Genomic DNA, 18,021 nt, shown 5'->3' on the forward strand with positions numbered 1-18,021 from the left:
GGCGCCGGCGGCGGCCGGCGTGCCTCAGGCCCCCCAGTCCGGGCGCAGCGGCATCCGGGCGTCGCCGTCGCCGTCGAGCTTGACGCCCAGCACCTGGTGCAGCTGGATCCAGTTGCGCTCGAAGCCCAGCCGGCAGCCGGCCATGTAGAGCCGCCACACCCGCGCGGTGCCCTCGCCGACCTCGGCCACCGCCTCCTGCCAGTGGTCGTCGAGGTTGCGGCACCATTCCGCCAGCGTGCGGGCGTAGTGCTCGCGCAGGTTCTCCTGGTGACGGATCTCAAAGCCGGTGTCGTTCATCTGGGACTGGAGGTAGCCCGGCCCCTCCAGTTCCCCGTCCGGGAACACGTACCGGTTGATGAAGCCGCCCTTCTTCATCGACGGCTGGGTGTTGTCGGGCCGGGTGATGCAGTGGTTGAGCAGCCGCCCGCCTGGCTTGAGCTTGCCGTACAGGAAGCCGAAGTAGGACGGCAGGTTGGCCTTGCCAATGTGCTCGGTGAGCCCGATTGAGCTGACCGCGTCAAAGTCGCCCTCCTGCACGTCCCGGTAGTCCAGGTGGCGGACCTCGGCCAGCTCCGTCAGCCCCGCCTCCGCGATGGCCTTCTGCGCCCACTCGGCCTGCTGCTTGGACAGCGTGACGCCCAGCGCCTGCACGCCGTAGTGCTTGGCGGCGTGCATCACCATGCCGCCCCAGCCGCAGCCCACGTCCAGCAGCCGCATGCCGGGCCGCAGCCCGAGCTTCTTGGCGACCAGGTCGAACTTGTGGAACTGCGCCTCCTCCAGCGTCGCGTCCTCGCTCGGGTAGCAGGCGCAGGTGTAGGCCATCGACGGGCCCAGTACCCACTCGTAGAAAGTGTTGGACACGTCGTAGTGGTGGGAAATCGCCCGCGCGTCCCGCCGTTTGGTGTGCCGCAGCCAGGAGGTGCGGCCGGTCCGCACCTCCTGCGGCGGCGGCTCCAGCCGGCGGCTGACGGCCGCGCGCAGCAGGGGATCGTCGATGACGCCGGCCAGCAGCCGCAGCCGGGCCTGCACCGTCATGGAGTCCATCAGCTGCGTCATCTCGTGCAGCAGCGTGTAGATGTCGCCGTGGACGTCCAGGTGCCCCGACACGTACGCGCGGGCCAGCCCGAGGGCGCCCGGCGAGTGCACCAGATAGGACATCGCGTACGGCGACTTGACGTGGACCCGCAGGTCGGCGTCGAGGAGACCGGCCCTCGAACCGTCGTAGGCGGTGAGCTCCACGGGGGCTCCCGCCCCCACTAGCTCCTCGAAGACCTTCGCCAGCGTCATCGCTTCTCTCCTGTCCTTTCCCGGCCCGGCGGGCCGTCCCCCCGACGATCGGTCAGCGGCCCCGCACGCACTTGTCGTAGAGATCCAGCAGGCGTGCTTCGGGGTCGTACATCGACTTCAGACGCCGATAGGTTTCCCCGTCGTAGTGACGCCAGAACTCCTCGCGCGAGTAGAAGGCCGTCGAGTAAAGCGACTTGTGGCCGTCCAGCGCGGCGACCCTCCGCTCGATCAGGCGGTTGTGGTACTCGGGCATCTGCCCGGGCCGCAGGGGCACCGTGCCCCAGAAGCCGACGTTGACGTAGGTGGCGGCGGGCTCCAGCGGGTACAGCGGCCACCGCTCGCGGGCCCGCAACGGGCACAGCCACACCGGGCTCATCCCGACCTTGTCGTGGAAGAACTCCAGGAACTCCGGCAGCCGGTCCACCGGCACCTCGATGTCCTGGATGACGTCCTCGCGCGGCGGCTTGCCCGTCCACCGGTCGATGCGCGCCTTGAAGTGGAAGCGCTTCTCGTAGGCCACCAGCCTGCGGTACACGTCCGACCGCTTGGCCTGGTCGGGCCACAGCCGTCGCACCAGCGGCCGCTGCACCCCGAACGCGCCCGAGCACCAGAACCAGTCGGTGTCCCAGCGCCAGATGTAGTCGCGGATGGTCAGGTAGTCGATGCTCCGCTGCTGGATCGACTGGTAGTAGATGCGCTGCCCGGTGTAGTCCGACACGTACGGGGCCTTGTCGGTGAACGTGCCCACCGTCAGGTACGCCTCGCGCGGGCCGAACACGGTGCCGTCCAGGAAGTCCACCGGCTCGTCTTCGTGCGAGCGGCTCTCGCTCAGCTCCTTGAGCTTGGCGGCGCACGCCTGCGCGTCGTCGAAGCGCAGGTGCCGCAGCCGCACGTACGGTTTGACCGGCTCCAGCTCTATCTTCAGCTTCAGCGTGTAGCCGAGCGTCCCGTAGGAGTTGGGGAAACCCCAGAACAGGTCGGCGTGCTCGCCGTCGCGGGTGGCGGTGACCACCTGCCCGGCCCCGGTGATGACCTGCATCTCCAGCACCGACTCGTGCGGCAGCCCGTTGCGGAACGAGGTGGACTCGATGCCGAGCCCGGTCACCGCCCCGCCCAGCGTGATGGTCTTGAGCTGCGGGACGACCAGCGGCATCAGCCCGTGCGGCAGGGTCGCGTCGACCAGGTCCTCGTAGGTGGTCATGCCCTGCACCTCGGCGGTGCGCGTCTCGGGATCGACCGCGAGCACCTTGTCGAACCCGGACACGTCCAGCCCCGGCGCGCTGCCGGGCTCGCGGAACCGGAACAGGTTGGAGGTACGTTTGGCCAGGCGCACCGGCGTGCCCGGCGGGATCGCCTCATACGACCTTCGCAGTGCCTCGACCGCCCGCTCGTGGTCGTCTCTGACCGCCAGCTGTGTCATCGCGCCCCTTTCCGTGACCAGTAAACCGATCATCCCATGTCTGATCCAGCCATCCCACTCGTTATGGTCGTCACAGCCGCCGCCGAAGCGGGATCCGGAAAGGGCTTTGCGCCGGCTCAACCGGCCTGACTCGCGAGCAGCACGACCCGACCGGCCCGACCTGCGAGCAGCCCGACTCCACCTGCCTGACCTGCGAGCAGTCCGACTAGCCGGCCCGACCTGCGAGCGGCGCGACCCGACGGGCCCGACGGGCCGGCGAGCGGCGCACCGGCCCGGTGTCCCTCCCCCTGGGGAGGGGTGCGTCACTTGATCGCGCGCAGGATCCACGGGTAGCGAAAGTCCTGGCCGGTGAGCGCGACCACGGCGCCGACCAGGGCGGCGATCCACGCCACCGCGTACACGACACCGCCCAGCCCGAACGTCACGATCGTCACCAGCAGCAGGGTGAGCTGGAAGTTCAGCGCCTCGGCCGCGTGGCGCCGCACGTACTGCGACCGCCGGCCGCTGAGCAGCATGATCGCCAGGGGCGGGATGATGACCGGCACCATGCCCGAGCCGTGCGCCAGCGCGGCCAGCATCCGGTCCTCTCCATCGGCCGCCCCTGCCACGACCTCCTTGGACGCGTACTGCGGCACCGGCCGTCCCAGGTCGGCCACCACCGCCGCCAGTTCGCTGTGGGTCTTGGCCGTCATCGCCAGGTGCATCCGCATGTCGAACTCTTCGTGGTCCAGCCGCCCTTCGGCGTACGCCTCCTTGAGACTCTCGATCGCCGGCTCCCGCTCGGCGTCCGAAATCCTCAGCCCCGTCACCGTGTATCCACCGTTGTCCATGCCTTCATGGTCGGTTCCCGGCCGTCCCCCGGTCATCGGGGAAGACCCTGGCCTTCCCCTGATCCGGCGACCACCCTGCTCAGGGTGCTGCCCTCCGGCCATCTCCGACGGCATGACCACGACGGTCCGTCCCGCACCGGACGGCTCCATCACCCTGGCGGCGCCCAGGAAGCACCCGGCGAACAACGCCAACAGCCAACAGCGGAGACGGCGAAGACGGCGGCGGCCTCAACCGGATGGCGGCAGCGCACCTGGGAAAGCCATACCGTCGCGGGGCTGACACCCGGGGACCTTCTCCCGAGCCAGCACGTCCCACGCCCGGAAAGCCGCACCGGCGCGGGATGGACACCCGGAGGCGCTCTCCTGAGCCCACACGCTCCACGCCCGGAAAGCCGCACCGGCGCGGTGTGGGCACCGCTGGACCTGGGCGTTCCGGTCGGCCGGTTTCGGCCGGGTGGGGCTCCGGTGACGGCCGGCCCTCTAGGGTTGGGGAACCAGCCGGACATATCAACCGTTGTCATCTCGACGAATGGGCTCCTTCGGGGTTGGGATGCCGCGAACACCGAATGGCAGGGCGATCGGATGAGGTTCCGTGACCGATTCGGAATCCGCAAGTGGCGGGGCGTTAGGGTCGCCAAGCTGGATCGGGAGGCGACCGACGCCGACATCGAGGCGCTGATCGCCTTCGCCCGCAGCCGCCAGGGCGTGGAGTTCTTCGTCGAGCCCGAGACCTTCGCCACCGACACCACCGCGGTCGCCGTCGCCTCCGACGGCGAATGGACCCGCCGCCGCGTCGGCGCCCCCCAGGTCATCCACAAGGTTGCCCGTGACCTCGGCCTCCCGGTCTACGACGTCCAGCTGGTCGGCTACCCGCCGCGGATGCGCGCCTGGAACGAACGCAACCGCGACCGCCGCCTCGACCCCGGCTCCCCCGGCGAGGCCGTCTCCTCCTGACCTCCTCCCGTACAGCACGGGAACGCGAAAGCGGTCGCTCAGCCACGGCGTCAAAGCGGTCGCCCGGCCGGGGACCGCACAGCACACGGCCGTACGGCGATCAGGCTCGGCTTCCCTGCCCGTGTTTTCTGCCCGTGTTCCGCCCGTGGGCGCGGGGGTGGTCTTGCGGCCGGGGTGGCCGCAAGACCCCGGGCGGCTTTCACGGTGGGGGGTTCTGGTCCTGTTCGGCGTAGGCGGCGGCGAGTTCTTCGGGGGTCAGGCTCAGGCGGGCCTTGGACGGGGGGATGCCCGCGTCGATGACTTCGCGGAGGATGCCGGCCAGGGAGTAGGCGGGGTCGGTCGCCAGTGCGCGGTCGAGGGCGACGTTGGCGAGGCCGCCGTCGCCGTTGGTGTAGGCGGCGTAGGCCAGCAGGCAGGCCGGGGCCGCGGCGTAGGGGTCCTCGACGCGGCGCAGGACGTCGCGCCAGAACGCGATGTCCGCGGCGGGGTCGTCGGCGTTCATGCGGACCCATGCCTCGTCGCGTACCCGCAGGTCGGTGAGCAGGACGCCCAGCCAGGCGATCTCGTCGTCCGAGGGCGGATCGGCGCCGGCGGCGCGGGCGGTGAGCCCGGCGATGAGGGGAACGGCCTCCTCGACCATCCGTTCACGGATCTGGGCGGGTTGGAGACCGCCGGCGGCCCAGAGGAGGAAACGCGCCTCGGCGCGGTCGGTGGCCTCCCGCATGGCCTGCCGGGCGGGGCCGGTGAGCGGAGCGACGGTGCGCTGGAGCTCGGCGCGGTCGGCGTAGGCGACGTGGCCCGCGAGGGTGGCCTCGGCCGCCACCACGCTGGAGGAGATGTCGTACGCGGTGCCCTCCGGCGGGCAGCAGGCGGGCTCCTGGCAGAGGTAGGACCACCAGCGGCCGTCCGCCACGCGCAGGGCCTCCCTGACGGTGATGCCGCGGGCGGCCAGCACCTGCCGGGAGGCGTCGATGAGCGGCGTGACGCGCTCCGGTGCGCCGTAGCCGAGCAGGAGGGCCTGGCGGAAGCCGTTGCGGGCCAGCAGGTCGCTGACGTGCTCCGCGAGCCCGTGCGGCAGGTCGGCGGTGCCGGGACGCGGTAAATCCAACCGCAGCGCGCACGTGGCGCCGGGCCCGTCGAACCCGATGGCGACCAGGCTGTCGGCGGGGTGGAAGCCGAGCAGGTAGGGCACGGCGGAGACGGCGTCGTGCGGCGACTGGATCTTCAGGGTGGGCCGCTCGGTGCGGGTCGTGGGGCTGTTCATGCCCCTGAGCCTGCCAACCGGGAGCGGCCGTCGACAGACCCTGACGGCACTGTGGACAACCGTCCAATGCGGGGACGCGGGTGACACGAGGAGGCCGGTCATCACACCCTCGTAATGGGCCTCGGGCTGGGCCTCCGAACCCATGTACGTTCCTCGCGGAGATGTCATGCTCCCCGGCATGGTCTGCAGATGGCGGAACACGATCCGGGGCGACCGTGGCGCGACCGCGACCGAATACGCCGGGTTGCTGCTGCTGGCCGCCGGACTCGCCGGAGCGCTGGCAACCTCGGGGCTACCCGGCCTGGCCGTAGTGAAGGTCGACCAGGCCATGTGCGGATTCTCCCCGGAGACCTGCCGCCGGAGAGGGATCGGTCCCCCCGCGGGCGGTCCCGCGCTCATCCCGCGGCCGTCCATCCCCCCGGCGACCGCCAGGCCACCGCTGCCCCACCGGCCGGGACAGCCGCGTATGAACCGCCGGGTCTACCGCTCCACCGGCATCGGCAAGCGCGTCGAACGACGGGAAGGCGGCCCGCCGACCGGGGATCCCGTGATCGACCGGGTCTACCAGTACCTGGGAACGGTCGGCACGTACTTCTGGGATCGGTTCGGGCGCAACTCCTTCGACGGCCGGGGCGGCCGGCTCAACGTCGAGGTCGACGACGACTCGGAAGCGGAGTGGAACCTAGAGCTGTGGCGCATGACCGTCGGGCGGGACGCCACACTCGACGTGGTGGCCCACGAGTTCACTCACGGAGTCGTGAGTGCCACCGCAGGTCTGGCCAACTACGGTCAGCCTGCGGCCCTGAACGAGGCGCTGGCCGACATCTTCGCCAGCAACGTCGACCAGAACTGGCAGATAGGCGAGAGCACCGAGCGCGGCGTCCTACGCGACCTGTCGAACCCCCGCCGTTTCGGGCACCCGGCGCACGTGTCGCAGTACAGGTCCGGGCTCATCGACCTCACCAACCAGAACTCTCATTACAACAGCACCGTCATCAGCCATGCCTACTACAGGATGGTGCGTTATCTCGGCCGCACCGAGGCGGAGGGCCGCACCGTCGCGGAGCAGATCGTCTACCGGGCGCTGACCAGACATCTGGCGAGCAGCCCGGGATTCGAGGACTTCCGCACGGCGGCCCTCCGCGCCACGGCCGACCTGTACGGCGCGAAAAGCCCGAGCTACCTGGCCGTCAACCGGGCCTTCGCCGAGGTCGGCCTGAACGGCAGATGGCGACCGTCCTGACACGGCCCTCCCCGCTCCTCACGGCGTGAGCGTGAGGGTGTGCTCGGCCGCGCCGCGTACGGAGTCGGTCCGGGAGCGCATGGGGATGGTCTCGCCGTCGGCCCACAACCGGGACTGGTCGGCGTAGTTGTCGTGGAAGGCGTGCCCGGAGGCCCCGGTCAGGTTAATCCAGCGCGACCGGTCGAGGTCGGCCAGGTCGGCGACCATCCGCATGGACGGCACCCAGGTGACCTCATAGCCCTCCTGGGCGTCCCACCCGGTGGCGTTGACGATGGAGGCGCCGCCGGACAGCTTGAGCGGGCCGCGGTTGAACAGCCACTCGATGGGGGCGATCCCCGATGTGCCGAAGGTGTCGTTGGTGAGTTGGAGCGTGTGCAGGTCTCCCCACCGCCATGCGCGGGGGTCGTCGCCGAGCCTGCCGGTCAGCTCGGTGTGGGCCGCCTTGACGGCCTGGCGCAGGACGTCGTCCCGGGTCTCCTTGGCCGAGGGCGTGCCGGCGTCGTCCCACCAGGGATCGTCGGGGCGGTCCAGCAGGCCGCGGACGACCTCGAACCAGCGGTCGCCGCCGTCCGGACGCGCCCCCTCGGGAAGCTCGTCGTTGAACGCGCCGATGACCAGGTGCCGCCATATGGCGTTGAAGTAGGCCGCCGGGGCCGAGTCGCGCGCCTGGTCGAAGTTCCAGCCGCGCAGCAGCTCCACATCAGGCCCGCCCACGCGCAGCAGATGCGGCACGAGCGTGGGGGCGAACCCGTTACGGCTGTCCATCTGGATACGGCTCATGGCACCGGCGTCCATCTTCGCGGTGGAGGCGACGAGTTCGTCGATGCGGTCCGCCCGGTAGCCGTAGGACCAGTCCTTGGTGAGCAGGTGCTGGTACTGGGGGCCGACGGCGGCGTTGTTGGCGGTGACGATGTAGCCCGCCTTGGGGTTGTAGACGGTGGGCAGCTCATCGAAGTCGAGGTAGCCCGTCCACTCGTACTCCCCCGTCCAGCCGGGCACCGGCCAGGTGCCGTCGCCCTTGGCGCGGACGGGGATGCGGCCGGGCGCCTGGTAGCCGATGTTGCCGTCCACGTCGGCGTACACCAGGTTCTGCGCGGGCACCTCGAACAGCTTGGCCGCCGCCCGGAACTGCTCCCAGTTCTGCGCGGCGTTCATCGCCACGATGGCGTCGGCGGTCGGCCGGGGTTCGAGGGCGACCCAGCTCATCGCCACGGCCATGCCCTGCCCGGCGGTCTTGGCGTCGTCCATGACGTCGGAGATGAGCGGGCCGTGCCGGGTGGAGCGGACGGTGAGCCGGACGGGGTCGGAGCCGGCGACCTTGATCTCCTCGACGCGGGTCTGCAGGGGCTCCTGGGCACCCTTGTACTCGTAGGTCCGGTCGGTGACCTTCTCCAGGTACAGGTCGCTGACGTCCGGTCCCAGGTTGGTGAAGCCCCAGGCGATCCGGGCGTTGTGGCCGATGACCACGCCGGGCACGCCGGAGAAGGTGAAGCCGGTGACGTCGAAGGGGCACTCCTCGGAGACCCGTGTGCAGTGCAGCCCGGCCTGGTACCAGATGGACGGCATGTGCGGGGCCAGGTGCGGGTCGTTGGCGAGCAGCGGCTTGCCGGTGGTGGTGCGGCTTCCGGCGACCACCCAGGAGTTGGAGCCGATGCCGGGCGCCCCGTTGCCCATCATCGGCGGCATGGCCCTGATGGCCCGTGTGACGTTCTCCAGGATGGGGGCGATGGCGCGGGAGCGGGCGGACCCGGCCGGCGCGGCGTCGCCCTCCGGCTGGAACGCGTCGTCTTTGACCTTGCCGCCCGTGACGATGGAGGGGAAGCGGTCGAAGTCGTAGGCCGGGTAAAGCTGGTCGACCCGGGCCTTGTCCACCTTGGTGGCGGCCAGGGCGCGCCCCAGTTCGTCCTCCATGTTGGAGCGCAGGTCCCAGGCCATCGCCTTGAGCCAGGCCACCGAGTCGGCGGGGGTCCACGGCTCCGGTGTGTAGCCGGAGCGCTGGAAGCCCAGGACGGCGTATTCCAGGCTTTGCGTGGAGGTGTTGCCGTGCTCCTTCAGCCACGCGTTGACACCCTGGGCGTAGGCGTCGAGATAACGCCTTGTCCGTGGCGACAGCAGGGGGACCTCCTGCTCGGCGACCCGCCGCCACCCCATCGTCCGTACGACCTTGTCGGTGTCGAGGGTGGTCTCGCCGAACAGTTCCGACAGGCGCCCGGATGTGACGTGCCGCCGGAAGTCCATCTCCCAGAAGCGGTCCTGAGCGTGCACATAGCCCTGGGCACGCATCAGGTCCTCGCCGCTGTCGCCGTACAGGTGCGGGATCCCCCACTTGTCGCGGTGGACGGTGACTTCCGCGCGCAGGCCGGGCAGCTTCGCCTCGCCGTCCAGGTCGGGGAACGAGCGCCGTACCGTCCACACGACCCACAGGGTGAGCAGCAACACGAGCACCAGCAGGACGACCAGGGTCCGTACGGCCCAGCGGACGGGACGCGGCAGGGGGGCGAGCGGGGCGAACCGGGCCACACCGGCTCCTTCCATGCGGGGGTTTCCGCAGCCTAGGGCAGGAAGGATCACGATGGGGACACGCCCGGCGCGCGGTGTCGACAGGCGGCTTCACTCCCCGCCGTCCACGTTGTGGGATTCTTGGCCTCACCGTGGCGACGATGTGAGAAAAGGTCCTCGATGGCGAGCGAACTCGATCCGCCGTTGGCCGCGCTGGTGCGGCCGATGGCGGAGGCCGTGACCGGCGCGGCCCCCTCCGGCTGGCGGTCGGCGGTCCTGACCTGCGAGGTGGACCCCCAGGCGGGCAGCCACCAGCTCGTCTACGAGCGGCCGGACGGCCCCGATAAGGGCCTGTCGGCCGACATCGACCTGATGCCCCTCATCGAGGCGGCCGAGGAGCTGAGCGAGACCGGCCGGGCGGGCGTCGAGCTGACGGTACGGCCGTCCGGCGACTACGAGGCGGTCATCACCCAGCGGGACGACCACGGCCCGCACCCCGAGTTCGGCCACCAGATCTACGTCCTGGATCCGTCCCATCGCCCGCCGCAGCCCGGCGAGTCGCAGGGCGGGCCGCGGGACGCCTCCCCGGCGGGGGATCCGCGGGAGGCCGCCCGGCTGCTGCGCGAGCTGCTCCGGCTGAAGTACGAGATCGTCGAGCTGACCGATCCGCCGCGTCCGCCCGCGCCCGGCGACCCGGCCGCCCGGATACGGGAGTGGGCCGGAGTGGAGCCTCCGGCCGACCTGTGCGCGCTGTACGAGGTGGCCGACGGGGACGCCCTGGCGTTCTACGGCTACGAGTGGCTGCCGTTGGAGGAGCTGACGCATCCCGGCCGCAGCCCGCTGCACGCCCGTGAGCGCTGGTGGGCCGGCTGGGACTTGGCGTGGGACGACACCGTCCTGGACACCGACCCGCCCGGCACGGTGCGCCGGGTGACCGGGCATCCCGGCTGGATCCCGTTCGCGCACGACGGCGGCGGCAACCACCTGGCGGCCGACATGGCGCCGGCCGAGGGTGGCAGGCCGGGCCAGGTCATCCAGATCGGCCGCGACTACGGGGACGGCCCCGCCTATCTGGCCGACTCGGTCACCGGCCTGCTGCGCATGGAGCTCGACACGATCAGGCGGGGCGACTACGACGCCGTGGAGGACTCTTTCATCGAGCTGTTCGGCCCTGAGTGGGACCGCACGCCCGCCCGCAATGCTCGCGAACGCAGGATCGATGCACGCCGGGCCGGTCTGGGCTCGGTCGGCCCCGAGGTGCAGCGGCTCACCGTCTCGCACGGCGCCGACCTGGACCTGACCGCGCTGCGCAACGCCCCGATGCTCCGCGACCTACGGCTGACCTGCCAGAGCCTGGACCTGAGCCCGCTGCTGGACCTGCCGGTGGAGAATCTGGCGCTGGCCGCCGACACCGTCGACCTCGCCGCGCTGTCCGGCCACCCCACGCTGCGCACCGTCACGCTGGCGACCAGGGAGCCGGTGTGCGTCGCCCCGCTGGGCACCCTGCCGATGCTGCACGGCCTGCACCTGGCCGGGGCCGCCGTCGCCGACCTGGACCGCCTCGCCGGCCTGGGAACGCTGCGCTATCTCATGCTGACCGGCGAGCAGTGGCAGGAGCTGCGCCGCCGCGCCGACCGGCTCCCCCCGCTGGCCGCCGCCGGCCTGGCCGGGGACGTACGGCAGGAGGCGGCCCTGCGGTGGGCATCCGGCTTCCCCGGCTTCCGGCCGCCGAAGACGACCCACGTCACCGGTCACCTCGCGCGCTGACGCCGCACCGGCCGGACGGGCGGGGTAGCGTTGGCCGACGTGCCCTCCCCTGATCTGCTCAACCACAGTGACCTCCGCGTTCCCGACACCGCCACCCTGCTGACGGCGGCGGTCGAAGCGATCGGGGGCGCCGAACGCCCTGGTCAGCAGCGGATGGCCGAGGCGGTCGAGCGGGCCATCGCCTCCGGCGAGCATCTGGCCGCGCAGGCCGGAACGGGCACCGGCAAGTCGCTGGCCTACCTCGTCCCGGCGATCCGGCACGCGGTGGACAAGGACACCACGGTGGTGGTCTCCACCGCCACGATCGCGTTGCAGCGCCAGCTCGTGGACCGGGACCTGCCCCGGCTGGCCGAGGCGCTGCGGCCGCTGCTGGGACGCGAGCTGAAGTTCGCCATCCTGAAGGGCCGGCGCAACTACCTGTGCCTGCACCGGGTGCAGACCGGCGCGCCCGACGACCCTGAGGACGCGGGCCTGTTCGACCCCCAGCAGTTGTCGGCGCTGGGCCGCCAGGTCAAGCGACTCAATGAATGGGCCGAGGAGACCACGACCGGCGACCGCGACGAGCTGGTCCCCGGGGTGAGCGAGCAGGCGTGGCGGCAGGTGTCCGTCACCGCCAGGGAGTGCCTGGGGGCGCAGCGCTGCCCGCAGGGCACGTCCTGTTTCGCGGAGCTGGCGCGGGCCGAGGCGGGCGAGGCGCACATCGTGGTCACCAACCACGCCCTGCTGGCGATCGACGCCCTGGAGGAGTTCCAGGTGCTGCCCGAGCACGACGTGGTGATCGTGGACGAGGCGCACGAACTGGTGGACCGGATCACCTCGGTCGCCACCGGGGCGCTCAGCGGCCCGGCCGGGGAGGCGGCCGCCCGCCGCTGCGGTCGCCTGGTCGAGGACGGCGTCGCCGACCGGCTCAAGGAGTCCGCCGAGGGGCTGGCGGTGCTCCTGGAGGACCTGCCCGCCGGGCGGCTGGACGTACTGCCGATGTCGCTGGGCAACACGCTGGCCGCCGTACGGGACGCGGCGCACGCCTGCCTGACCGCGCTCGGCGGAGAACGCAAGGACGACGATCCGGCCGGCATGGCGGCCCGCAAGGCCGCCCGGTCGTCCGTGGAGGAGCTGCACGACACCGCCGTGCGGACGCTGGAGGCGTTCGAGCCCGAGATAGCAGCGCGCTCGGAGGTGGTCTGGCTCGACAAGCCGTTCGCCGGCGCGGCCGCCACGGACCGGCCCCAGCGCCCGCCGACGCTGCACGTCGCCCCGATCGGCGTCGGTGGCCTGCTGCGCTCCACGCTGTTCGAGACCCGCACCGCCGTCCTGACGTCGGCCACTCTCACCCTCGGCGGCTCGTTCGAGCCGCTGGCCCGCCAGTGGGGCCTGCCGCCCTTGGGCGAGTCCACCGGCCGGGACGCCAGGACCGCCGCCGAGGGCCTGGCCAAGACCGCCCAGGATCCGGCGTCCCGCGACGCGGGCGCGGGGAGCGGCTCTCACCGGGACGGGGGCAAGGCCGCCGGTGAGGACACTGGGGACGGCGAGCCGATGCGCTGGACGTGCCTGGACGCCGGGTCGCCGTTCGACCATCCCCGGGCGGGCATCCTGTACGTGGCGCGGCATCTGCCGCAGCCGGGACGGGACGGGCTGCCCGACGCCTACCTGACCGAGATCACCGAGCTGATCGAAGCGGCGGGCGGGCGGACGCTGGGGCTGTTCTCCTCGATGCGGGCGGCCCGGCAGGCCGCCGACGAGCTGCGGGGGCATCTGAGTCACCCGCTGCTGTGCCAGGGCGAGGACTCCACGTCCCTGCTGGTCAAGAGGTTCGCCGAGGAGGAGCGGACCTGCCTGTTCGGCACGCTGTCGCTGTGGCAGGGGGTGGACGTGCCGGGGCCGTCCCTGCAACTGGTGATCATGGACCGGATCCCGTTCCCCCGCCCGGACGATCCGGTGGCCTCGGCCCGGCAGCGGGCGGTGGCGGCCCGCGGCGGCAACGGCTTCATGGCGGTGGCGGCCACGCACGCGGCGCTGCTGCTGGCCCAGGGCGCCGGGCGGCTGCTGCGCTCGGTCACCGACCGCGGGGTGGTCGCGGTCCTCGACCCCCGGCTGGTGACCGCCCGGTACGGCGGGTTCCTGAAGTCCTCGCTGCCCCCGTTCTGGGCCACCACCGACCCCGCCGTCGTCCGCGGCGCCCTCCAACGCCTGGACACGACCGCCTCCGCCTGACCTCCGGCCGGGTCCGCCGCCGGTACGGCCCGCGTCCCGCCGGGTTTGGACGAGGGACCGGCCGTTCGGCCTGCGGGGGCCCGGCCCGGTCGTTCCGGCGGGACGGCAGGCGGCGCATCGGGTGCCGTGGAAGGCGGCCGGCCCGGGCCTGCCCGGCGGGCGGGCGGCGACACGCCGGGTCCCCCGGGCGCTGCGGCCGACGACCGTGACCCCCGGAAATCGCGTTGACCTCCGTCGTTAGTCTGTTGCCCATGCAGGTCACCCAGTCGGAGAAGCTCGCCAACGTCTGCTACGACATCCGCGGTCCGGTACTGAAGAGGGCCAGGCAGTTGGAGGCCGAGGGCCACCAGATCCTCAAGCTGCACATCGGCAACCCGGCCCCGTTCGGGTTCGAGGCCCCGCAGGAGATCCTCCAGGACATCATCCGCAACCTGCCCGAGGCGCACGGCTACAGCGACTCCAAGGGGATCCTGCCCGCCCGCCGCGCCGTCGTGCAGTACTACGAGGAGCGCGGCATCGAGGGCCTGGACGTCGAGGACGTCTACCTCGGCAACGGGGTGTCCGAGCTGATCGTGATGACCCTGCAGGCGCTGCTGGACAACGGCGACCAGGTGCTGATCCCCGCGCCGGACTATCCGCTGTGGACGGCCGCGGTGTGCCTGGGCGGCGGCACCCCGGTGCACTACCTGTGCGATGAGCAGGCCGACTGGGCGCCGGACGTCGCCGACATCGAGTCCAAGATCACCGACCGTACCAAGGCGCTGGTGATCATCAATCCGAACAACCCGACCGGCGCGGTCTACCCGCGCGAGGTGCTGGTGCGGCTGACCGAGCTGGCCCGCCGGCACGGGCTGATCATCTTCGCCGACGAGATCTACGACCAGGTGCTCTACGACGGCGCCGAGCACGTCTCGATCGCCACGCTGGCCCCCGACCTGCTGTGCCTGACCTTCGGCGGGCTGTCCAAGAACTACCGGGTGGCGGGTTTCCGCTCCGGCTGGGTGGCGCTGTCGGGCCCCAAGGACCACGCCGAGTCCTACATCGAGGGCCTGGACATCCTGGCCAACATGCGGCTGTGCCCGAACGTGCCGGCCCAGCACGCCATCCAGGCCGCCCTCGGCGGCAACCAGAGCATCAGCGAGCTGGTCCTGCCCACCGGGCGGCTGGGCGAGCAGCGCGACCGGGCCTGGAAGCTGCTCAACGAGATCCCCGGCGTCAGCTGCGTCAAGCCGCAGGGCGCCCTGTACGTGTTCCCGCGCCTGGACCCCGGCGTCTACCCGATCGACGACGACATGCGGTTCGCCCTCGAACTGTTGGAGGACCAGAAGCTGCTGGTCGTCCAGGGCACCGGCTTCAACTGGCCGCGCCACGACCACTTCCGCGTCGTCACCCTGCAGTACGCCGCCGAGCTGGAGGAGGCCATCACCCGCATCGGCACGTTCCTGACCCGCCGCTACCCGTCCTGACCCGGCCGAGCCGGGGCACGGCGACCGCTGGGACGAAAGCGCGCCGACGCCGTCCGGCCGGCTCAGCGGCGCAGGTAGCGTGCCGCCTGTAGCGGTTCCCTTCGGCCAGGGATTCGTCCCCGGTGCGGGAGACGACGGCGAATCACTGCACGGCTCAGCGCGGGATGTTGAGGGTGTCGATGTTGGTGATCTTCCAGGTGCCGCCCTGGCGGACGGCGTCCAGCGCCAGCATCGCCGCCGCGTAAGTGGTCTCTTCCTTGCTGGTGCGGGTGCTGCGCTGGTCGGCATAGACCAGGACGCGGGCGCGGTCGCCGTCCAACAGCTTGACGCCGCTGTCGGTGACGGTCGTGGTCAGCACCAGCTTCTGTTTGACGGCCTCCTGGCGCACGGGCGCGAGCATGTTGTCGTACTGCTGCACCGCCTTGCCCGTCAGCAGCCGCTTGGCCGCCTGCTCGGTCTTGGTCATGTCGGTGTAGCTGTAGGAGAACAGCTCGTTGACCGCGTCGTCGAGCTGGCCCTTGACCTCGCTGGTGCGGCCGGTGTCGGTGAGGGCGACGTTGCCGGCGACCGATCCGCTGCGCAGGTCGTGGGCCTGCACCGCCGACCAGGCCGCCAGCCCGCCGAGCAGCACGGTGGCCACGCCCAGCGTCAACGGCCGGCCCAGCAGCCCGCGTAGCCGGGCCAGCCGGCCGGGCGCGGCGGGCTTCGCCTTGGGCCTGGGCTTGGGCTTGGCCGCGGGCTTCTCGGCGTCCGTCTCGGGGCCGGCCGCAGGTTCTTCGACATCCGCCTTAGCCTTGGCCTCGGATTCCTCAGCCTCAGCCGCCGCCGGCTCCTCGGTCGGCTCGGGCCTTTTCTCGGTCTCGGGGGCCGGTGCGGCGGCCGCCGTGCCGCGCCGCCGCTTCTGGAGGACGTGGTGGGGAATGGGCATGGACGTGCGGTCCTCTCGAAGGGCTACTGGCCGGTCTCGGTGCTGGGGGCGCTGCCACCGACCGGGGCCTGGCCAAGCGCGCTGAGCTTCCAGCCGGTGTCGGTACGGGTGAGCTGCCCCAGCATCCGGCTCTGCTTGGTGGTGGGCTTGCCGTCCGGCGGGGTCACGGTGATCTGCAGGGCGACCATGATGGCGGCCTTGCCCGACCGCACGTCCAGCTCGGTGAGCGCGCTCTCCAGCACCTTGGCGGTGGTGATGGTCCTCGCCTGGCGAACCTGCTGCTCGAACTGGGCCTGGCCGGCGGTGATCTGCCGGTTCAGCTCACCGGTGGAGGAGTCCTGCCATGCTTTCAGCCCGCCGGCCAGGTCGCGGTGGTCGAGGGTGTTCATGTTCTGGACGGCCTGCTCGCCGGCGCGCAGCACCTCCTCGCGGGTGCGGGAGTAGCCCAGCGCGTCGTCGTGCGCCGCCCCGTACCAGGACCAGCCGAACCATGCCGCGCACAGCGCCGCGATGACCAGCAGCGTCAGCGCCGTCGTCCGCAGCGGGTCGGACGTGCGGGACAACCGGGCGGTGATGCTTGCCAATGCCGTGTCTCCTTGGGCTATCGGGCCTGGATGTCGACGATCCGCCAGTGACCGTCCGACAGGCGTGCGGTCACCGAGAGCTGGGCCGCCGCGGTCGTGCCGCCGGGCTTGTCCTTACGGTGGACGGTCTGGTCCAGGAAGACAAGCAGTTGTGCGGTATCGCCCGACATGCGTACCACCCCGGCCCGCACCACCCGCGAGGTCAGCGTCAGCCGCTGCGCGGCGGCCTGCTGCTTCACCTGGCCGAACAGTGTCTGGTACTGGTTGAACGCCCGCCCCGCCAGCACGTCGCGGGCGGCCTGCTCGGTGACGGCGGTGTTGGCGTAGGAGTAGGAGAACACCTTGCCGAGCGCGTTGCTGACGTCGCCGATGACCACCTCGGTGCGTTCGACGTCGGTCAGCGCCCGGTTCTCGGCCGCCTCGTCACCACGCACCTGCGCGGCCCGCACCAGCAGCGCGGCCCCCACCACCACGAACACCAGGGCCAGCACAAGCGGATCCCGCAACCAGGCCGCCCGCGAACGCGAACCGCCCCCGGTCTTGCCTGCCTCGCCCGTCTTGTCGCCAGGCGACGCCGTGTCGTCACCCTCGCTGGCCGGGCCACCGTCGGTCGCGGCCGTGTCCTCGCCCGCCGTGCCGACATCGCTCCCGCCGGACCGGCCGGCGCCTTCGGTCCCCTCAGCCTCGCCGGACGGGCCGTCGTTCGCCTTGGCCTTCTCACCGCCCCCCGCAGTGGCGTCGCGGCTCGCCTCGGCCTGTCCGGCGGCTCCGGCCCCACTGGGCGCTCCGCCGTCCGCCCCGGGAGGAAGCTCGTCGTCGGCGCGCGATGCGGCTTCGCTGGGCGAGTGGCCGTCCGTCTCGGTGCGGCCGTTGGTCGCGGTGCCGTCGGCGGGCGGGTCGTCGTCGTTCGGGCGGGGGGCGGAGACGACGGTGGCGGGCAGGCCGTTGTGGGGGTTGCCGTCGGCGCTCACAGTGTCCTTCTCCATGGTCAGCTCGTATTGACCGGGATCGCAGTGAGCGATCGCAGCTTCCAGCCGTCCGGGGTGCGGGCCAGGCCCGCCTCGAACCGCTTGCGGTCGGTGCTCGCGCCGGCGCCGGAGGCGGGTGTGATCTCGACCCGGACCATCGCGATCAGCTGGGCGGTGCCGGCCCGCGGGTCGAGCTGGAGGACGGCGGCATCGGTGACGGTGCCGCGGGCGCTGGTCCTGGACTGCTGCACCTGCTGCCGGTTGCGGTCACGGGCGCGGGTCAGCTCCTCGCGCAGCGGGCCGGTGGAGGCGTCCAGCCACCGGCGCAGGCTCTGGTCCACCTGGGTGGCGTCCATGGTGTTGAGGTCGGCGACGGCCTGCCGGCCGGCCGCCAGCACCTCGTCGCGGGTCTTGCCGAAGTCGACCGCCTCGTCCCGTCCGGCCTGCCAGTACGACCAGCCGCCCCAGCCGGCGAACGCCACCGCCGCCGCCAGGATGAGACGCCCGGCTGCGCGGCCCCGGAGCAGGCCGCGCAGCCGGGCGGGCCTGGAGGCGTCCCGGTCGTGTGGCGAGGTCTCGCCCGTGCCGGCCATACGGTCC

Annotated in this window: 14 protein-coding genes; 5 read left to right on the forward strand and 9 right to left on the reverse strand. The window is 71.8% G+C overall.

Annotated elements, in window-relative coordinates; genetic code table 11:
- Positions 1-24 precede the first annotated feature (24 nt).
- The 3 genes from C4U03_RS10020 to C4U03_RS10030 all read right to left on the reverse strand — a co-directional run bounded on the left by C4U03_RS10020 (position 25) and on the right by C4U03_RS10030 (position 3,537).
- Positions 25-1,287 (reverse strand): SAM-dependent methyltransferase, encoded by a 1,263-nt coding sequence (locus C4U03_RS10020; protein ID WP_103937393.1) that lies wholly within the window; start codon positions 1,285-1,287, stop codon positions 25-27.
- A gap of 52 nt (positions 1,288-1,339) precedes the next feature.
- The gene (locus tag C4U03_RS10025; RefSeq protein WP_103937394.1) at positions 1,340-2,707 is read right to left on the reverse strand and encodes an FAD-binding oxidoreductase; all 1,368 of its coding nucleotides are present in this window, start codon (positions 2,705-2,707) and stop codon (positions 1,340-1,342) included.
- A 302-nt stretch (positions 2,708-3,009) separates the two neighbouring features.
- Positions 3,010-3,537 (reverse strand): DUF1707 and DUF4870 domain-containing protein, encoded by a 528-nt coding sequence (locus tag C4U03_RS10030; protein WP_103937395.1) that lies wholly within the window; start codon positions 3,535-3,537, stop codon positions 3,010-3,012.
- A gap of 582 nt (positions 3,538-4,119) precedes the next feature.
- On the opposite strand from C4U03_RS10030, the gene C4U03_RS10035 reads away from it, so the two are divergent.
- The gene (locus C4U03_RS10035) at positions 4,120-4,491 is read left to right on the forward strand and encodes a hypothetical protein (RefSeq protein ID WP_103937396.1); all 372 of its coding nucleotides are present in this window, start codon (positions 4,120-4,122) and stop codon (positions 4,489-4,491) included.
- 199 nt (positions 4,492-4,690) lie between these two features.
- On the opposite strand, the gene C4U03_RS10040 is transcribed toward C4U03_RS10035, so the two are convergent.
- Positions 4,691-5,755 carry a DUF4192 domain-containing protein gene (locus tag C4U03_RS10040; protein WP_103937397.1) on the reverse strand — a complete coding sequence of 355 codons (1,065 nt, stop codon included), beginning with the start codon at positions 5,753-5,755 and terminating at the stop codon, positions 4,691-4,693.
- Between the two features lie 178 nt (positions 5,756-5,933).
- Here C4U03_RS10040 and C4U03_RS10045 point away from each other — a divergent pair, with 178 nt between their 5' ends.
- A complete protein-coding gene (locus C4U03_RS10045; RefSeq protein WP_160146939.1) occupies positions 5,934-6,998 on the forward strand; it encodes a M4 family metallopeptidase in 1,065 nt (354 codons plus the stop codon).
- Positions 6,999-7,016: 18 nt separating this feature from the next.
- Here the strand turns inward: C4U03_RS10045 and C4U03_RS10050 are convergent, their stop codons facing one another.
- The gene (locus C4U03_RS10050) at positions 7,017-9,518 is read right to left on the reverse strand and encodes a penicillin acylase family protein (RefSeq protein WP_235017738.1); all 2,502 of its coding nucleotides are present in this window, start codon (positions 9,516-9,518) and stop codon (positions 7,017-7,019) included.
- A gap of 159 nt (positions 9,519-9,677) precedes the next feature.
- Here C4U03_RS10050 and C4U03_RS10055 point away from each other — a divergent pair, with 159 nt between their 5' ends.
- The 3 genes from C4U03_RS10055 (at position 9,678) to C4U03_RS10065 (ending at position 14,941) form a co-directional block, all read left to right on the forward strand.
- Entirely contained in the window at positions 9,678-11,264 is a 1,587-nt protein-coding gene (locus C4U03_RS10055; protein ID WP_103937400.1) for an SMI1/KNR4 family protein, read from the forward strand.
- Between the two features lie 39 nt (positions 11,265-11,303).
- Positions 11,304-13,475 (forward strand): ATP-dependent DNA helicase, encoded by a 2,172-nt coding sequence (locus C4U03_RS10060; protein WP_235017739.1) that lies wholly within the window; start codon positions 11,304-11,306, stop codon positions 13,473-13,475.
- Positions 13,476-13,726: 251 nt separating this feature from the next.
- The gene (locus tag C4U03_RS10065; RefSeq protein ID WP_103937401.1) at positions 13,727-14,941 is read left to right on the forward strand and encodes a pyridoxal phosphate-dependent aminotransferase; all 1,215 of its coding nucleotides are present in this window, start codon (positions 13,727-13,729) and stop codon (positions 14,939-14,941) included.
- A gap of 154 nt (positions 14,942-15,095) precedes the next feature.
- Here C4U03_RS10065 and C4U03_RS10070 read toward each other — a convergent pair whose 3' ends face one another.
- Genes C4U03_RS10070 through C4U03_RS10085 form a run of 4 tightly spaced genes read right to left on the reverse strand, consistent with a single transcriptional unit; the run spans position 15,096 to position 18,014 of the window.
- On the reverse strand, positions 15,096-15,869 hold the full coding sequence (locus C4U03_RS10070) for a hypothetical protein (protein ID WP_103937402.1): 774 nt from the start codon (positions 15,867-15,869) through the stop codon (positions 15,096-15,098).
- A gap of 23 nt (positions 15,870-15,892) precedes the next feature.
- Positions 15,893-16,453, reverse strand: coding sequence for a hypothetical protein (locus C4U03_RS10075; protein WP_235017740.1), 561 nt, complete (start codon positions 16,451-16,453; stop codon positions 15,893-15,895).
- A gap of 17 nt (positions 16,454-16,470) precedes the next feature.
- The gene (locus tag C4U03_RS41705) at positions 16,471-17,439 is read right to left on the reverse strand and encodes a hypothetical protein (RefSeq protein ID WP_235017741.1); all 969 of its coding nucleotides are present in this window, start codon (positions 17,437-17,439) and stop codon (positions 16,471-16,473) included.
- 2 nt (positions 17,440-17,441) lie between these two features.
- Positions 17,442-18,014, reverse strand: coding sequence for a hypothetical protein (locus C4U03_RS10085; RefSeq protein ID WP_200827164.1), 573 nt, complete (start codon positions 18,012-18,014; stop codon positions 17,442-17,444).
- Positions 18,015-18,021: the final 7 nt, after the last annotated feature.

This window comes from Thermomonospora echinospora (assembly GCF_900108175.1).
GTDB lineage: Bacteria > Actinomycetota > Actinomycetes > Streptosporangiales > Streptosporangiaceae > Thermomonospora > Thermomonospora echinospora.